Below are 16,283 nucleotides of genomic sequence, written 5' to 3' on the forward strand. Positions count from 1 at the left end.
GTTACGGACTTACCTGAAGCACACGCCCTTCGCGCGCATGAGTCCAAGCAACCTGAGGCTCAAGCTCATCAAAGTAGGCGCGGTCATCCTCCGCAATACGCGCCGCATCCGGGTGTTGATGAGTGACAGCTACCCCTATAAAACGGCGCTATCCGATCTGGTCAGGCGGTTGGTGCCGAACTGACTGCTCGGGCGCCCCCGGCCCGACGCAATGGGGGAAAGGGGGAAGTGTGTCTGAAGGACGGAAAGTGGTTAAAAAATAGCCGATGTAAGTCGAGCCAGTAGGTGTTTAGCGGTGTTACAGCCTGAGTGCGGTACTGGCTGAGGTACTATGAGAAATCCAGGCTAGAAAAAGGTACGGGATAACCTTTAGCCGTCATGCTGGGCACCAAAAGTTTGGCATTCATGGCTGCGTCGGCAATATTAGAGCCTGACAGCCCCCCCATAAAAGTACTAAGCAACACATTGGCTTGTGCTAATCCACCATGCATACGACGAGTCAGCAGTTCAGCAAGCTTCAGCAACCGGTCGGTTATGCCTGAATAGTTCATGAAAACACCCGCCATAATGAAAAATGGAATGGCGAGTAAAGAAACCGACTCCAGACCACCGGCCAGACGCTGAATAAGCAGCATCATGGGTTGGTCAGCCCCTACGATGAAATAGAGAAACGTCGAAAAAAACAGTGCAAATGCGACGGGGGTACCTAACAGAAACAGTAAAAACAGTGCGCCAAGCGCAATACTGACAGCCATGTGGTTAGCTCCTAAGATGAATGTTGCCGAACCAGCCGCACGACACAGTGATAAATCATTATCACTGCACTAACGGGGATCGCCACATGAATCCAGTAATAAGGAATTTGCAGCATTGGTGTACTGCGATACGCTGAAAAGCTGAGTAGCTGGGTCCCCCAATAAAGCATTACCGCGGCACTCACCAAGATGATGCCCACACTGAATATTTGCTCGTTCCAATGCGCCAATCGTGGTGGGAGCTTATCGGTCACAAAACTAATGAACACATGCTCCCTGCGGCGCACCAGGGCGCTAGCGCCCAGAAATGCGGCCCACACTAAAAGCATTTGAAGAATCTCTTCCGTCCAGGCCAGGGGGCTGTTAAATAAATAGCGCATGAATATATTGCTAATCGCCACCAGGAAAAGCGCAAAAATGGCGGCGGTCGCGATGACTTCATCAAGACGCATGAATCGGTCTAGCCACGTGAAGATACGCTGCATATCAGACACCTCAACTTGGCTCCCCGGCTAACCGGGGAACCATGCGATCACAGGATGATCAGCCGTTAATGATTTCGTAAACCTTGTCGTACAGACCCTCGCTCCATTGAGGAAACGCGGATGGAATCTGCTGTGCAGCCCGCTCGCGGAAAGGCGCGATATCAACTTCATGAATCTCAACGCCTTCACTACGTAAACTCTCTAGTGCCTGTTCGCTGTTATCCGCTACCAGCTCAGAGAGATACTCTGCCATCTGCTGGCCGGTATCCGTCATAATTTGCTGCTGCTCTTCACTGAGCTGGTCCCAAAAAGACTTTCCGGTAACGAAAGGCGCCACGGTATGCATATGAGACGTCAAGCTAAGATGTTTCACCACCTTGTGGAACTTGCCCCCGTAAAGTACCGCTGCAGGATTTTCAACGCCGTCGACTATCCCCTGCGCCAGCGCAGGATAAACGTCACCCAGCGACATCGGCGTGGGTGTTGCCCCCATGGCACGTATGGCTTCCACATACATTTGCGAGTTTTGAACGCGGATACGTATACCATCAAGATCAGCAGGACTACTAACTGGCTCGCGTGATAGCAGGTGGCGTGCACCATATACCGCATTTGGGATGACGATGTGGTAGCCAGACTCATCCACCTTTGCCATTTGCTCAGCAAACCATTCCGAGTCAAAAATCTTGAGCTTCGACTCAAAATCTTCACTCAGATAGGGTGCATCCAGTACCGCAAGGTCGGGCACTGAATCGAGAAAATTACTGTAAGCAGTAATCGAGATAATCGGCGCACCAAAGCGTGCCTGTTCCATTACCTCCGTTTCCGAACCCAGCTGGCTGGCAGGAAACGCTTTAAGTTCCAGCTCACCATTGCTCGCCTCACTCACCCATTCGGCCCACTGCTTGACGGCTACATCCACCGGCTCGCCGGGCTGGTTGCCGTACGCAACGCGGATCTCAGTGCTGGCGTGAGCAGTCGTAGCAACGCCAAGCGTTGTAACAGTTGCAAGCGTAATAGCGATAGACAGTTTATTCAGGCGCATTAAGCACTCCTCTTCTTCTTGTGTTTAACCGTAGGCGTGGTGTCTGCTTTAAAGCAGTGTTGTTTTATCGTTAATGTTCGATATGTTTTTTCGCTTAAGCGCATCGCTCAGCTTTGGTGTCGGTATCGCGTAATTTTTCGCCATAACTACCACTGGCTGTATGCGGCGGCTCAGCTTGTCATTGTGATACTGGGCAATATCTTTTAGACGATGATCTAAAAAAGGGTTATCAAAACGTTCCAGCGTGCTCTGCCAGTAGACGTTTAAATCCATATTCGGTAATTCAAGAGCCAAGACAGGCAATACCTCTGTCTCCATCACCTCACTGAGCGCGTTACGCAGTTTTGGCTCTTGCATGGCCTCTCTTACGTAGGTAATGGAATCGGTCAAATCAAGCGTGAGCCACTGATCAACCAGATACGTATGCGCCAGATTAAGGATGTGAAGCTTGCGTAACTCATAAGGCTGTAATGAACTCACGACCTCAATGGCAGGATGCTCAAAAGGCATAATCAGGCATGGGGCTTGCTGAACAGCCCAGAGCGCATAAGGCTCAGCAACGGCGCCAACCGGCTCAAGCGGTGCCGAGACGATCCGATCTACCAGCGTATTGACCCAGCAGCATTCGACATCCAGCCAAGTACTGAAATGAGCATCTTGGTAGTCCTTTCGCGCCAGACTGGAAACAATCTCTTTGAGCACTTGACCGTTGCTGCCGATCAATTCGCAGGGCAGCAGCGTAAGACCTGGCCGCTGAGCCTTGAAACGTGCATAAAGCAGCTTAGTCAACTTGCCTGGAAAGCTTGCGGGAACAGCGGAAAGACTAGTATCCCCGGCCACGTCGTAACCGCTATCACCCGTATTGGAAATCACCCAGCGAGCCGTCTGAATAAAGTGACGTTCTAATGCCTCCCAGTCGTCTTGTGCCACAAGGCAGCCAGCGACACTGCTAACGGAAAGGTGCTCCTCAATGGGTACACCATTACGCAAACCCTTAATATGCAGCGGATAGCTATCCTGATGAGCTAGCGCATTTGCCTTGGCTTTGCCTTCAGGGCGCGCGGACGTCTGCACCACAAGCACTGCTTCACGGCTTTCTTCCTCCGCGATAGCGGAGCTTGCAAAGGCAGCGACGTGGCCGAGTAAAAACCGACTAGTACCGAACTGAACAATGCTCGCCTGGGAGAGAGGCTGCCTCACAATGACACCCCCCTCTTCCAGGGAATAAAGTCCAACTGTGCAAGACGTGCAGCCTTCGATATATAACGTCCAGACGCGGTTTCAATACAGAGCGTTAGCAATTCATCGGCCAATTGGGCAATGCTCGCTTCACCGCGGATAACCGGCCCAGCATCGAAGTCGATCACATCGCTCATGCGGCTTGCGAGTTCGCTATTGCTTGAAATCTTAATCACAGGCGCCACAGGGTTGCCGGTTGGCGTCCCTAGACCTGTGGTAAATAGCACCAGGTTAGCGCCTGACCCCACCAGGCCGGTAGTCGACTCTACGTCGTTACCCGGCGTACATAGCAGGTTAAGCCCCTTACGCGTCATCGGCTCGGTGTAATCGAGCACATCAACCACGGGACTGTCTCCTCCTTTTTTGGCAGCGCCCGCTGACTTCATGGCATCGGTAATCAGGCCATCACGCACATTGCCAGGTGAGGGGTTCATGGAGAAGTCAGCGCCCACCGCGTGGGCATGACGCTGATAAGCAGCCATTAATGCGGTAAAGCGTTCAGCCACCTGCGGGTTACGACAGCGCGCCAACAGCTCGTGCTCCACACCACACAGCTCGGGGAACTCACTTAGAATACCGCTACCGCCCAGTGCCACCAGGCGATCCACAGCGGCACCTACCACGGGGTTTGCGGAAAGCCCGGAAAAGCCGTCTGAGCCGCCACATTCAACGCCCAGGGTAAGTTCAGAAAGCGGCGCTGGCTGCCGAGTCACTTGATTGGCCTGCTTGAGACCATCAAAAATCGCTGTCAATGCGTCGCGAATCAGCACCTCTTCGCTTTCAGACCGCTGCTGTTCGAAATAGCTGACTGGCTTGTGGCCGCTTGGGTCACGGTTTGCAATGGCTTCTTGCAACATAGTGATCTGTGCTTTCTGGCAGCCCAGGCTAAGCACCGTTGCGCCAGCAACATTGGGATGACAGATGTAGCCTGCGAGCAGTTCACATAGCGCGTCAGCATCGCCGTCTGTGCCACCGCAGCCTTGCTGATGAACCAGAAAGCGCACGCCATCAACATTAGGAAACAGACGCTCCCCCGCAGGAGCCGCTGACTCGGCAATGTCTTGCCCATGTAACAGCTGTCTGGCCATGCGCTTATAATCATAAAAGGGGTCATCGCCCAAGGCATCGGCGACACACTGGCGCAATACTTCGATATTGCGGTTTTCACAAAAAACCAAAGGCACCACTAGCCAAACGTTGGCCGTTCCTACCTTGCCATCCGGGCGATGGTAGCCAGCAAATGTCGTCTTCTCGAACGCAGTTACCTCAGGTGGCTGCCAAGCTTTTTGCCTAGTCTCCGTGGATAGTTCGTCCGTTGCATGCACCACGTTTTCGGTCGTAATAGCGCCACCCGCCGCAATAGGCTGTGTTGCTTTACCCACCCTTACGCCGTACATGGTGACAACATCGCCAACCGCCATATCGCTTAGCGCAAACTTATGCTTGTGGCGAACGAAGCCAGGCAGCGTGATGTTAACGCCTTGATCCTCGATCACTGCGCCTGCTGGCAAGTCGGTCAAAGCAACTCGAACATTATCCAGTGCGTGAACACGCAGCGTGAGATGGGGCGTTTGAGTTGTAATCAGATCACTCACGGATGCGCTTCCTCAGTATCGATGGAAATCATCGCCTTGATGACCTGATTGGCGGGGTCACACCACTGAGGCATTTTTAAAGGAACATCGGCAAGCGCCGCCCGGTGAGTAATCATCGCATCGGCGTTGATAGCACCACTCTCCATTAGTGACACCACGCAATCAAAGTCTTCACGCGTGGCATTGCGGCTACCCATCAGCGTCAGTTCTTTTTTATGGAAGTCAGGATCGTTAAAGGTAATATCAGCTTTCACTACGCTAACCAACACATAGCGCCCACCATGGCCTGCAAGATCAAACCCCGCCTGCATGGCGCGGGGATTACCGGTGGCATCGAACACCACATCCGCTAACGCTCCATCATTTAGTGTGCTGATCAGGGCCGCCACCTCAACATCTTGTGGGTTCGCGACAGCATCGGCCCTCAGCACATCACGGCAAAACGCTAATCGCGAGGCATTGGTGTCCACCATCAATGTGCGTGCGCCTCGGCTTTTCGCTACCTGAAGAACACCCATGCCAATCGGGCCTGCCCCGACAATCACCGCAAGCTCACCCGCTTGCAGCGCGCTACGTCTTACCGCATGGGCGCCAATCGCCATGCACTCTACCAACGCAAGCTGATCGATAGAGAGGGTTTCGGAAACCACCAGGTGCGTAGTGGGAACAGCCAAGTACTCCGCCATTCCACCATCTTTATGCACCCCAATGACCTGCATACTCTGGCAGCAGTTTGTCTTGCCCTGCTGGCAGGCACGGCACTCGCCGCAATGTAAATAAGGAATAACGTAGACCTGCTTGCCCAGCAGATGCTGAGCTGGGCTATCCGCCACCTCAACGACCTCTCCTGCGAGTTCATGACCAAGCACGCGTGGATATTCAAAATAGGGCTGATTGCCTCCATAGGCATGGATATCCGTGCCGCAGATGCCAATGCGCCGAATGCGTACCAGGGCATGCCCTGCCGGGCACTCAGGCTTAGCGTAGTGACGCAGTTCAAGGTGATGCGGCTTTGAACAAACAAGCGCTTGCATTAATGTGCTCCTTTCCGCCAAGCACAGGCCACTATCGAACCAGCCTGACAGGTGCTTTGGTCTATTGGTCAGTCCTTTGGAGGTGTAAAAATCCCTTCAAGGCCTGCCGCTCTCGGTAAATGAGGTATTAGCGGCGAATAGAGCCGCCAATACCTATTTTCTTACGGTTTATATTTCTACTATCTATATTTCTATTATCTATATTTCTTCTATCTAAATTTTCTATGCCTGAACTACGCGCTGGGTCTGCTCGCCCAAGCCATCAATGCCTAAACGCATGCGCTGGCCGTCCCGTAGATATACTTGGGGCTGCTGGCCCATGCCGACACCGGGAGGTGTGCCGGTTGAAATGACGTCGCCCGGCTGCAGGCTCATAAAGCGGCTTAGGTAACTGATTAAAAAAGGCACTTGGTACACCATGGTCTGGGTGCTGCCATCCTGATAACGCTTGCCATCCACTTCAAGCCACATGCCCAATTGGTGCGGGTCCGCCACTTCGTCACGGGTTACCAGCCAAGGGCCTAACGGGCCAAACGTATCGCAGCCTTTGCCTTTATCCCAAGTGCCGCTGCGCTCAAGCTGGAACGCGCGCTCAGAGACATCATTCACAACACAGTAGCCCGCCACATGAGACATGGCGTCGGCCTCGTCGATGTAACGACCGCCCTTGCCGATGATGACACCAAGTTCTACTTCCCAGTCGGTCTTTTCCGAGCCGCGGGGAATTTCCACATCATCGTTAGGCCCGCAGATAGCGCTGGTCCATTTATTGAAAATGACCGGCTCAGGCGGCACTTCAGCACCGGTTTCAGCGGCGTGATCCGAGTAGTTGAGGCCAATGCAGATAAACTTGCCTACGCGAGCCACACAGGGGCCCAAGCGAACATCATCAGCTACTTCCGGCAACGTTGTTAAATCCATATCGCGTAGCTGCTGCAACTGGCTGTCGCTCAATACGTCGCCCGCGATATCATCAACGATAGAGGAGAGATCGCGTACCTTTCCCTGGCTATCCACAATGCCTGGCTTTTCCTGACCCGGCTGTCCAAAACGTAATAGTTTCATATTGTTATACCTCCTAAAGTAATCAGTTAGCCCAGCCGCCATCAATCAACTGTGCGGTACCCGTAATGAACTGTGATTCATCGCTGGCCAGAAAGGCGGCCAATGCCGCCACTTCCTCTACCCGCCCTAGCCTGCCCATCGGTTGACGCGCAATAAAAGATGCCAGCACGTCAGCTTCGCTGCGCCCTTCTCGACCAGCCTGCTCTGCAATACGCTGTTTCAACGAGGGAGACTCGACGGTACCTGGGCAAATGGCATTGCAGCGAACACCCTGGGTCATAAAGTCGGCGGCTACCGACTTGGTAAGACCGATAACCGCCGCTTTGGAGGCCCCGTAAGCACAGCGGTTGGCAACGCCTTTAACGCTTGATGCCAGAGACGCCATATTGATAATGCTGCCCCCGCCGTTTGATAACATGCCGGGTAAAAAAGCCTGGAGCGTATAAAACATGGAAGTGACGTTCAGATCCATTGACCGCTGCCAGGTCGCCTCGTCGCACTCAAGTACCGTGCCACCCGGCACCATCCCCGCACAGTTAAACAGTATGTCCAAGTCTGGCAGCGTAGCGGCCAATTCGTTGATTGCCTGACTATCCGTTACATCCAGGCAATAGGCTTCAACGCCCGGCATATCTTGCAAGGTAGAAATATCAATATCGGTGGCGAATACACGTGCGCCTTCGGCAACAAATCGCTCGACGCTTGCACGCCCAATGCCGTTCGCGGCGGCGGTGATTAATGCAGTTTTATTTTTAAGTCTCATGCGATGTCACTTCCCTAATAGCGATGGCACGCCTCTGGAAATCGTGGGAACATACTTAGGGTCAGGTCGTCCAGATATACAATGGCCTGACCAATGAATCGAGTATGAGCGAGAGATATTGATCCTGGCAATCCTCAAAAAGGCCAATCATGGACTTTTTGGGATGAACTTTAGTCGCAATGAATATTGATCGAGAATATTAAAGATACGGATAGGAACGACCAAGAATGCCCATTCAAGCCATCCGCTCACAACGACTTTATCGCCAGATCGCTGACCAGTTGCAGCAGTTGATCAATAATGGAGAGTTCCCCCCTGGAACCCTTCTTCCACCCGAGCGCGAGCTTGCACAATCCCTTGGCGTCAGCCGGGCGTCAGTAAGAGAAGCCTTGATTGCTTTGGAAGTGGTTGGTCAGGTTGCCGTGCGCGTCGGGCACGGTGTCGTTGTACTTGAGTCCCAATCAGTGCCTTTGGAGCCGGTGATGCGTGCAGCGGCACGTACAGAGCCGTGGGCACTGGATCCAGAATTCGAGAGTGAAATCGAGCTTAACCTAGACGAAGAAATCCCTCCGTTTTCTCTTCTTCAGACACGCCGTTATCTAGAGCCGGAAATTGCGGCGTTAGCGGCTATGAATGCGACCGATGACGAGATAAAGTCAATCCGACTAGCCCTTGAGCGCAATTTCTTTGATAACGCCAACGGTAGACGTAACTGTGCGGGAGACCGGTTACTGCATATCCGTATAGCAGAAGCATCAAACAATGCCGCTTACGCGCTTATCATCAAGCATCTGCTTGGTCACCAGTATGGCGCTATGTTCCGTCGTCTTCAGGATCTATACATGGAAACGGATATGCCAAAGCGCTCCCAGGGCGATCACGAGCAAATCGTTAACGCGATTGAAAATCGTGATCCGGCCGCTGCTCGCCATGCAATGGAAGCCCATTTAGACCATGTTCTAAATGTTTTCTTTGCCGAGTAATGCTCGATTAAAAATAAGCATTAACGGCCTGATTTACTTGCCCCATAAACCCGGAAACGCCGGTTATCGGCAAGTGCTCCAAAGCTTCCAAAGGCGTCCGTCAGAACATCTGGATAAGGCAAAAACACATTCGCCACAATGACCAACCGCCCACGGTTGGCAAGATGCTCCGGTGCCTGGCGAATCAGGCGTTGACTAGGCCCGTAGCTAACATCTCGCTCCTGGTGAAACGGCGGGTTGCTGATAATAAAATCAAAGGTCTGGCTTTCCAGCGCGCTATACACATCGCTTTGCAAAACGTGCCCATCGACCTGATTGGCCTCCAGCGTGCGGCGCGTCGCCTCAACGGCAAAGGCGCTGACATCCACCGCGGTTACCGCGTGGCCCCGCTTGGCAAGCCAGGCGCTGATAATGCCATCGCCACAGCCCATATCAAGAACACGCTGAGGCGTTTTGGGCAGCTCTTTTTCCAGGCATTCCAATAGCAGCAGCGTGCCTTCATCTACCTTGCCATGCCCAAAGACGCCAGGGTGGCTGACAAGCGTTAAGCCCAATGCCTCAAAGCGCTGCCAGGCGTCTTGCAGAGTGTTCTCAAGTGCGACGGTGCGTGTGGCAAACAGCGAACAGCGCCGCGCATTATCGCGCTTGTCACAGATCATCCCCCGCTCTGCGAGTACTTTCGGCACGCGTTTCACGCCGCCACTATGCTCGCCGACAATCTCAATAGCCGTACCCGCCGGCAAAACGCTGCATAGCCACTCAAGCCACCAAATGCCTAGTTGATGCGCCTTGGGCCAGAACAAGACTATCTCGCCGTGGGTAACGGCATTTTCAGGCAGCGCGAAAGGGCTATAGGCCTGTTTGCCTACCGCTTGCCACTCGCTTAGCACACCAAGATCACCGCTGATAACGCCTGAGGATTGCGCGATTAACCAGGCATCAGCCGGTGGCGCTACGACCATCAGTGCCGTGTAGTCATCCTGCTGGCGTTCCAGCAGTTGGCAGGCAGGAGTTTGAGCACTCATTGGGAAGTCTCCGGCTTGATCAACGTATAAAGTAAATAACGACCCAGCCGCCAGTGCGGGTCTTGTTGGCAGTGCTTTTTTTCAAGCGCCAGCAGCGTTTCACGCTCTTTGTCGCTGGCGGGTGGCTGGCGCAGGTAATCCTGAAACACGCGGATGCCCGCGACGCTTGCCACTTCAAGACTGTTTTCCGCTCCCCACTCAACTACCTCAGCGTGGGTTACCGGCGAAATAGGCGTTAAGCGCTGTCGCTTGCCCTTGCCTTCCAGGCGATCACTTAACGCCTTTTCCAGATTGCCCTTCACTGCATTGGAGAAGCGCAGCGCATCGCGATTGAATACCATCAGGCTTAACTGGCCACCGAGCGCAAGCAGGCTGGCCAAGTGAGCTATCGCTGAGCGCGGGTCGCCCAGCCATTCAAGCACCGCGTGGCAGGTAATCAAAGGCCAGGGCCCCGGCGCTTGCTGGCCTAAATCCTGTAGCGGGGCGTGCACGTAGGCCATCGCCTCGCAAGGCAACCGCTTAGCTTCACTGTGCCAGTGCCTGGCATAGGTGAGCATATCCAGAGAAGGCTCCGCCATGGTGACCGGGTGCTGGCGTTCGGCAAACCAGGCAGCCTGCTGGCCTAACCCGCCGCCGATATCCAGCACCGGCTGCTGGGTTAGCTCAAGCATTTGCGGCAATAGATAATCCAGCATCGCCAAGCGCAGCTCGCCGCGGGGCGCCTGATAGAGCGAGCGTGAAAATTTGTCGACCAGACCGTCGAAGTAGCGGTCCCCTGCGTCGGTTAATTCATAGGTTGGATGCATGCATAAGGCCAGGCGGCGTATTGAAGCCGCGTAGTTTAACCTGACTAAGAGCGGAACGCTTGCCGTGGTAATTGGTGCTGCCAGACATCTTGCAGCTCTAAGGCAGCGGCTAGCTGTAAGAGCTGTTTATCTTCACCAAACCGCCCGACTATTTGCACGCCCACCGGCAGCCCGTTGGCGGCAGTATGCAAAGGCACGGACATGGCGGGCTGGCCCGTCAAATTGGCTAATTGCGTGAACGGTGTGCGGCCAAGTGCATCCACTGCCAATCGTTTTAATAAGCCTGCCTTTAACGCCAGCGACGATGCCCCTGGAACCGCCAACACAGACATTAAGCGTTCACGTGCCGCTGATGGATAAAGTTCGCCAATTTTAGGCGCGGCATCGGCGGTTACCGGCATCACCAGCGCGTCAAAGCGTTGATGAAAATGGCTCATCTGTTCAGCGGCCACGTGCCAATAGCGTTTGGCCAGCTCGTAATCCTGCGCCAAAAGTTTGCCGCCCAACCGGCCGATAGCGCGTGTGGCAGGCTCGATCGCCAAGCGTCGAACCGGCACGCCAGTCTGTTGGCTAATCCAGCGAAGGTCCGCCGCTAAATGGCCAAGGTAAAGCGTCAGGTAGCTATCCGCCAAAGCTTCTCCATCTACAGGCGGGTCGCACCACTCCACCTCATGGCCCATGTCCGTTAACGCGGCGGCCGCTTTATCAACCGCTGCGTTGATCTCCGGATTCAACTGCGTGCCCAAACCACGGCTTAAGGGATCACCAAGCGACACGGCAATACGTAACCGTTTAGGCGGAGCAGCCAGCGCCGCCACATAACCCGTTTCACGGGGCACCGGGTAAGGACCAGAAGGCGCCAAGCCGTTCACCTGCTCCAATAGTGCCGCGCTATCGCGCACGCTGCGGGTCACTGCATGCTCAATAACCGCGCCTTGCCATACTTCACTATGGCCAGGAGCAAGGGGCACCCGGCCACGAGTAGGCTTAAACCCAAATAGCCCGCAATAGCTAGCAGGGATACGGATCGAACCACCGCCGTCTCCGGCTAACGCCAGAGGTACTATTCCGCTAGCCACGGCGACAGCGGCACCACCGCTTGAACCGCCGGGCGAATACCCTGCTCGCCAGGGGTTAACCGGGTGCGGAAAGGCCTTAGGTTCGGTTATTCCCATCAACCCCAATTCAGGTGTCGCCGTTTGCCCAACGATTACCAGGCCTGCGGCTCTTGAGCGCTGGATAAGCAAAGCGTCCTCTTTGGGACACCACTGCGATAGCGCGGCACTGCCGAAAGCCAATGGCTCTCCGGCCAGCCCCATCAACAGGTCTTTACTCAAGGTGGGCACGCCGCTAAAGAGCGCGTCATCGGAGACGTCCCTGCTTTCCTTCAGGGCTTTCTCAAAACGCGTTCTGACGACTGCATGCAGAATAGGATTCAGCGTTTCAATGGCGGTAAAGGCAGCCTCTAAAACGTTTTCCCGACTCACCTCACGACGGCGGATCAGCTCGGCCAAGCCAGTGGCATCGTACTGCTGGTACTCATGTAGCTGCATTGCGTGCGCCTATTATGCTTTTCCCCAGCCTAGCAGAGGGCTTTAATTAATTTTTCTTAACGCTCTCATTTTTTCTGCTCTTTCTCACTGAGCCTTAAGGCGTATTGCCTTTAAATTCAAAACTCACTATGTTGGAAAACAGATTGGGAACGTTCCCATTTTGATTGTTAAACAGATTACTCAACGGATTTCCCCATGCCCGTTACCTCATCTCGCACCACGCTTATTGAAGTAGCCAAATTGGCGGGCACTTCTAAAACCAGCGTATCGCGTTTTTTTGGCCCAGAGCGCGAGCGGCTAACGCCCAAGCTTCAAACGCGCATTGCCGAAGCCGCTAATACCTTGGGTTATCAGCCCAACTTAATGGCACGGGGCCTTAAAGGCGGTGGTTCACGCTTATTGGGAATGCTGGTAGCCGACATCCGTAACCCTTTTTCAGTGGCCGTTGTTCACGGCGTGGAACAGGCTGCCCGCGCAAGCGGCTATTCGTTGATCGTCTGCAATACTGATAACGACCCCGAGCTGGAACAGCAGCATTTACGCCTGCTGTCGGCCTATCAGGTAGAGGGCTTGATTATTAATGCTTCCGGGCAGCCTGAAGCACAGCTACAGGCAATAATGCGCAGCGGGGTGCCACTGGTACTGCTTGACCGAGATATTCACCAGCTAGACGCCGCGGTGATTGGGCTTGATAACGCCTTGGCCATTGATATGGCGCTGGAGCATTTGGTGGAGCAGGGGTATCGATCGATTCTCTACGCCAGTGAGTCACCTGATTACGCCAGCGCCCGCCAAGAGCGGCTGCAGCGCTTTACTCAACAGACAGCAACTTTAGGTATAAACGGCCAGACGTTGATACTGAACAATGCCGTGGATCACACACAAACGTTAAACGCATTTGCCAGGCGTTCTGCTTCAGCCCCGGGAGCCGTGCTGTGTGCTAACGGCAGCGTTACTCTCGCCATGACGCGCAGTTTTCAAAAGCTGGGTATCGCCATAGGCCCGACCGGTTTAATGGGCATTGATGAGCTGGCGTGGTGTGAGCTGATAACCCCCGGCATCACTACACTGGCCCAGCCTACTAATGATATCGGCCAGGCGGCGGTCAGCTGTTTGCTCAACCAGCTTAATGGCCTAGCGCAGACATCGCCCACACGCCACCGCCACGCTCCGCGCTTGCAGGTCCGCGGCAGCACAACTCCTAAGCACGACCCAAAATACGTTTAAACAAGAGAATAACGCTATGCCACATGCACCAACCTCCTCCCCACAGATACTCACCTTTGGCGAAGCCATGGCCATGTTAGTGGCCGATTTACCAGGCGACTTGGCTGACGTAGATCGCTTTCATCGCCGCTTGGCAGGCGCTGACAATAACGTCGCCATTGGCCTCTCACGCCTGGGTTTTCACGTTGGCTGGTTGAGCCGGGTAGGCAGCGACAGCCAGGGCCGCTTTATTCAGCAGGCCTTAAAAGCCGAAGGTATCGATGACCGATATATTCACCTTGATGCGCGCCACCCCACCGGACTGATGTTCAAAGAGCGTGCCGAGGGCGGTGCCGACCCACGGGTTGAGTATTTCAGGCGCGGCAGTGCCGCCAGCCACTTGAGCGTGGAAGACGCCGCTGCCATCGACTTTCAGTCGCTCACTCATCTGCATGCCACCGGCATTACCCCCGCGCTTTCTGAAAGTGCCCTGGAACTAACCCGCCACGTGATGCAGAAGGCGCGCGAAAGCGGCGCCAGTATTTCCTTCGACCCTAACTTGCGCCCGTCACTTTGGCCCAGCGAAGCCGTCATGCGTGATACCTTGAATGAGCTGGCAAGTCTTGCTGATTGGGTACTGCCGGGGCTTTCTGAAGGGCGGCTTTTGACCGGCTGCGATACACCCGAAGCGATTGCCGATTTTTACCTCGCGCTAGGTGCCAAGGCCGTTATCATCAAGCTGGGGCCAGAAGGCAGCTATTATCGCGGTACTCTGAACGGCACGCTGGAAAGCCTTCTGGCACCCGGCCAGCCGGTCGCTGAAGTTGTTGATACGGTAGGTGCAGGCGATGGCTTTGCGGTGGGCGTGATTAGCGCTTTGCTGGATGGCCGTACGCCGCAACAGGCGCTTGATCGCGGTAATCTGGTAGGTGCTCAGGCCATCCAGGTCGTTGGCGATATGGAAGGCTTGCCAACCCGGGATAAGCTTCGTGAGCTTGAACAGTAGAATCTGTTAATGTTTTATTTAATAAAAATATCAACACAACAGGAGACAAAATGAAAAAGAATATCATGGTAATGGGTCGACTCAGTGACTCTCAGCAGGAAGAGCTAGCACAGCACTTTACGTTACTTGAGCATTCAGGCTCACTGGATCTGACCCAGCCGGGTGTGGCTGAGGTACTTGCCAAAGCGCATGGCATTATCGGCTCCGGGCTACCCGTCACCCCCGAGCTGCTGGACGCCGCGCCCGCGCTTGAAGTTATTTCGACCGTCTCTGTGGGTTACGACAGCATCCCCGTGGATGAGCTAACCAAGCGCGGCATCATGCTGTGCAACACCCCCGATGTACTTACCGAAACAACGGCTGATATTGGCTTTGCGCTTATCATGGCGGCTGGCCGACGCGTGATCGAGCTTGCGGAAGTGGTCAAACAAGGCAAATGGACGTCCAGTATCGGTCCTGATTTATTCGCCAACGATGTACACGGCAAAACGCTCGGCATGGTCGGATTTGGCCGTATCGGTGCGGCGATTGCTCGACGCGGCGCGCTGGGCTTTGGCATGCCGATTCTCTACTCAAACGCCTCACCGAAGGCTGAGCTTGAAAAAGAGCTGGGCGCAAAACGCTGTGAACTAGACACGCTTTTAGCAGAATCCGATTATGTATGTATTACCGTGCCCCTCACTCAGGAAACGGAAAAGCTGATTGGCAAGCGTGAGTTCTCGTTGATGAAGCCTTCAGCGGTTTTCGTCAATATCGCACGCGGTAAAGTGGTTGATGAGGCCGCTCTGATCGAAGCCTTGGAAAACGACACGATTCGAGCGGCCGGTCTTGACGTGTTCGAGCAGGAACCCCTTCCCACCTCATCACCGCTTCCCCATATGCATAACGTGGTCGCGCTACCGCATATTGCCTCAGCTACCCATGAAACCCGCGAGGCAATGGCCCAACGCGCCGTGGATAATATTCGTTTAGCGCTTCAAGGTGAGCGCCCAATCAATGTCGTTAACGAAACGGTGCTTAATGCATAATCCGCTCGCAGCACCTGCACCGCTTTGCCTGCTGTTTGATTGCGATGGCACGCTCGTTGACAGCGAAATTTTACTCGCCGAGGTGCTTGGGGAAGTCTTGCCTGAGTTCGGCTTGCCGTTTTCAGCCCGGCAATACATGGAAGAATTTCGCGGCATTCGCTTTTACACCATCGTACAGATGCTTGAAGAGCGTTTTGGCGTGTTGGTAGAAGATCAATTTCCAACACTGGAGGCTCAAATGCGCGCCCGCATGGAGGCGCGCATGCGCGCAGAGCTTGAGCCGATAGTGGGCATTCCTGAGGCACTGGCAGCCTTAAGCGCCTACCCCAAGGCAGTGGTATCCAACGGGCCAGAGCACAAGATTCGCTGCGCGCTGGAAAGCACGCGCTTAACGTCCCACTTTGGAGAGCAAATCTTTAGCGCTTATACGCTGAACGTGTGGAAGCCCGACCCTGCACTTTACCTTCAGGCAGCCTCAGCAATGGGCTACGCCCCCGAGCAATGTATCGTGATCGACGATGCGGCGGTGGGCATAGAAGCAGGCTTGGCGGCGGGCATGCACGTTATCCATATCAACCACTTCCCCGAAGAGGAAACCACGCCTGAAGGCGCGATTGGTATACAGCATGCTCATGAGCTACCTGACGTGATTTCCCGCCTTGATACACCAGTCACTAGTTAGCACAACACGTAAG

At 54.4% G+C, this 16,283-nt stretch carries 17 protein-coding genes; 6 read left to right on the plus strand and 11 right to left on the minus strand.

Annotation, left to right across the window (positions count from 1 at the left end; genetic code table 11):
- The coding region (locus ACT3R7_RS10315) for a transposase (RefSeq protein ID WP_496199028.1) at window positions 1-184 on the plus strand (184 nt) is incomplete at its 5' end.
- Window positions 185-329: 145 nt separating this feature from the next.
- Here the strand turns inward: ACT3R7_RS10315 and ACT3R7_RS10320 are convergent.
- The 8 genes from ACT3R7_RS10320 to ACT3R7_RS10355 form a co-directional block, all read right to left on the minus strand.
- On the minus strand, window positions 330-755 hold the full coding sequence (locus tag ACT3R7_RS10320; RefSeq protein WP_496199029.1) for a TRAP transporter large permease subunit: 426 nt from the start codon (window positions 753-755) through the stop codon (window positions 330-332).
- 11 nt (window positions 756-766) lie between these two features.
- Window positions 767-1,240, minus strand: a complete 474-nt coding sequence (locus ACT3R7_RS10325; RefSeq protein ID WP_441675765.1) for a TRAP transporter small permease — start codon at window positions 1,238-1,240, stop codon at window positions 767-769.
- A 58-nt stretch (window positions 1,241-1,298) separates the two neighbouring features.
- Window positions 1,299-2,285, minus strand: a complete 987-nt coding sequence (locus ACT3R7_RS10330) for a C4-dicarboxylate TRAP transporter substrate-binding protein (RefSeq protein ID WP_496199030.1) — start codon at window positions 2,283-2,285, stop codon at window positions 1,299-1,301.
- 48 nt (window positions 2,286-2,333) lie between these two features.
- Complete coding sequence (locus tag ACT3R7_RS10335; RefSeq protein ID WP_441675768.1) at window positions 2,334-3,485, minus strand: mannitol dehydrogenase family protein; 1,152 nt, start codon at window positions 3,483-3,485, stop codon at window positions 2,334-2,336.
- On the minus strand, window positions 3,482-5,119 hold the full coding sequence (locus ACT3R7_RS10340; protein ID WP_441675769.1) for a UxaA family hydrolase: 1,638 nt from the start codon (window positions 5,117-5,119) through the stop codon (window positions 3,482-3,484). Before ACT3R7_RS10340 ends, ACT3R7_RS10335 begins: the two co-directional genes overlap by 4 nt.
- Complete coding sequence (locus ACT3R7_RS10345; RefSeq protein ID WP_193090959.1) at window positions 5,116-6,153, minus strand: zinc-binding alcohol dehydrogenase family protein; 1,038 nt, start codon at window positions 6,151-6,153, stop codon at window positions 5,116-5,118. Before ACT3R7_RS10345 ends, ACT3R7_RS10340 begins: the two co-directional genes overlap by 4 nt.
- A gap of 222 nt (window positions 6,154-6,375) precedes the next feature.
- Window positions 6,376-7,218, minus strand: coding sequence for a fumarylacetoacetate hydrolase family protein (locus ACT3R7_RS10350; RefSeq protein ID WP_192537054.1), 843 nt, complete (start codon window positions 7,216-7,218; stop codon window positions 6,376-6,378).
- A gap of 22 nt (window positions 7,219-7,240) precedes the next feature.
- Window positions 7,241-7,981, minus strand: coding sequence for an SDR family oxidoreductase (locus tag ACT3R7_RS10355; RefSeq protein WP_192537053.1), 741 nt, complete (start codon window positions 7,979-7,981; stop codon window positions 7,241-7,243).
- Between the two features lie 227 nt (window positions 7,982-8,208).
- On the opposite strand from ACT3R7_RS10355, the gene ACT3R7_RS10360 reads away from it, so the two are divergent.
- Window positions 8,209-8,964 (plus strand): FadR/GntR family transcriptional regulator, encoded by a 756-nt coding sequence (locus ACT3R7_RS10360; protein ID WP_192537052.1) that lies wholly within the window; start codon window positions 8,209-8,211, stop codon window positions 8,962-8,964.
- A 20-nt stretch (window positions 8,965-8,984) separates the two neighbouring features.
- Here ACT3R7_RS10360 and ACT3R7_RS10365 read toward each other — a convergent pair whose 3' ends face one another.
- The 3 genes from ACT3R7_RS10365 to ACT3R7_RS10375 are packed head-to-tail and all read right to left on the minus strand — an operon-like array spanning window position 8,985 to window position 12,348.
- Window positions 8,985-9,989: a methyltransferase gene (locus tag ACT3R7_RS10365; protein ID WP_192537051.1), complete on the minus strand. Its 1,005-nt coding sequence runs from the start codon at window positions 9,987-9,989 to the stop codon at window positions 8,985-8,987.
- Complete coding sequence (locus tag ACT3R7_RS10370; protein ID WP_192537050.1) at window positions 9,986-10,795, minus strand: methyltransferase domain-containing protein; 810 nt, start codon at window positions 10,793-10,795, stop codon at window positions 9,986-9,988. Before ACT3R7_RS10370 ends, ACT3R7_RS10365 begins: the two co-directional genes overlap by 4 nt.
- Before the next feature lie 44 nt (window positions 10,796-10,839).
- Window positions 10,840-12,348 (minus strand): amidase, encoded by a 1,509-nt coding sequence (locus ACT3R7_RS10375; protein ID WP_192537049.1) that lies wholly within the window; start codon window positions 12,346-12,348, stop codon window positions 10,840-10,842.
- A 195-nt stretch (window positions 12,349-12,543) separates the two neighbouring features.
- On the opposite strand from ACT3R7_RS10375, the gene ACT3R7_RS10380 reads away from it, so the two are divergent.
- Genes ACT3R7_RS10380 through ACT3R7_RS10395 form a run of 4 tightly spaced genes read left to right on the plus strand, consistent with a single transcriptional unit; the run spans window position 12,544 to window position 16,270 of the window.
- On the plus strand, window positions 12,544-13,575 hold the full coding sequence (locus ACT3R7_RS10380; RefSeq protein WP_496199031.1) for a LacI family DNA-binding transcriptional regulator: 1,032 nt from the start codon (window positions 12,544-12,546) through the stop codon (window positions 13,573-13,575).
- 16 nt (window positions 13,576-13,591) lie between these two features.
- On the plus strand, window positions 13,592-14,560 hold the full coding sequence (locus ACT3R7_RS10385) for a sugar kinase (RefSeq protein ID WP_441675778.1): 969 nt from the start codon (window positions 13,592-13,594) through the stop codon (window positions 14,558-14,560).
- A 50-nt stretch (window positions 14,561-14,610) separates the two neighbouring features.
- Complete coding sequence (locus ACT3R7_RS10390; RefSeq protein ID WP_496199032.1) at window positions 14,611-15,588, plus strand: 2-hydroxyacid dehydrogenase; 978 nt, start codon at window positions 14,611-14,613, stop codon at window positions 15,586-15,588.
- Window positions 15,581-16,270 carry an HAD family hydrolase gene (locus tag ACT3R7_RS10395; protein ID WP_441675782.1) on the plus strand — a complete coding sequence of 230 codons (690 nt, stop codon included), beginning with the start codon at window positions 15,581-15,583 and terminating at the stop codon, window positions 16,268-16,270. Before ACT3R7_RS10390 ends, ACT3R7_RS10395 begins: the two co-directional genes overlap by 8 nt.
- Window positions 16,271-16,283: the final 13 nt, after the last annotated feature.

The sequence above is a fragment of the Halomonas sp. AOP43-A1-21 genome (assembly GCF_052376775.1).
GTDB classification, from domain to species: domain Bacteria; phylum Pseudomonadota; class Gammaproteobacteria; order Pseudomonadales; family Halomonadaceae; genus Vreelandella; species Vreelandella colorata.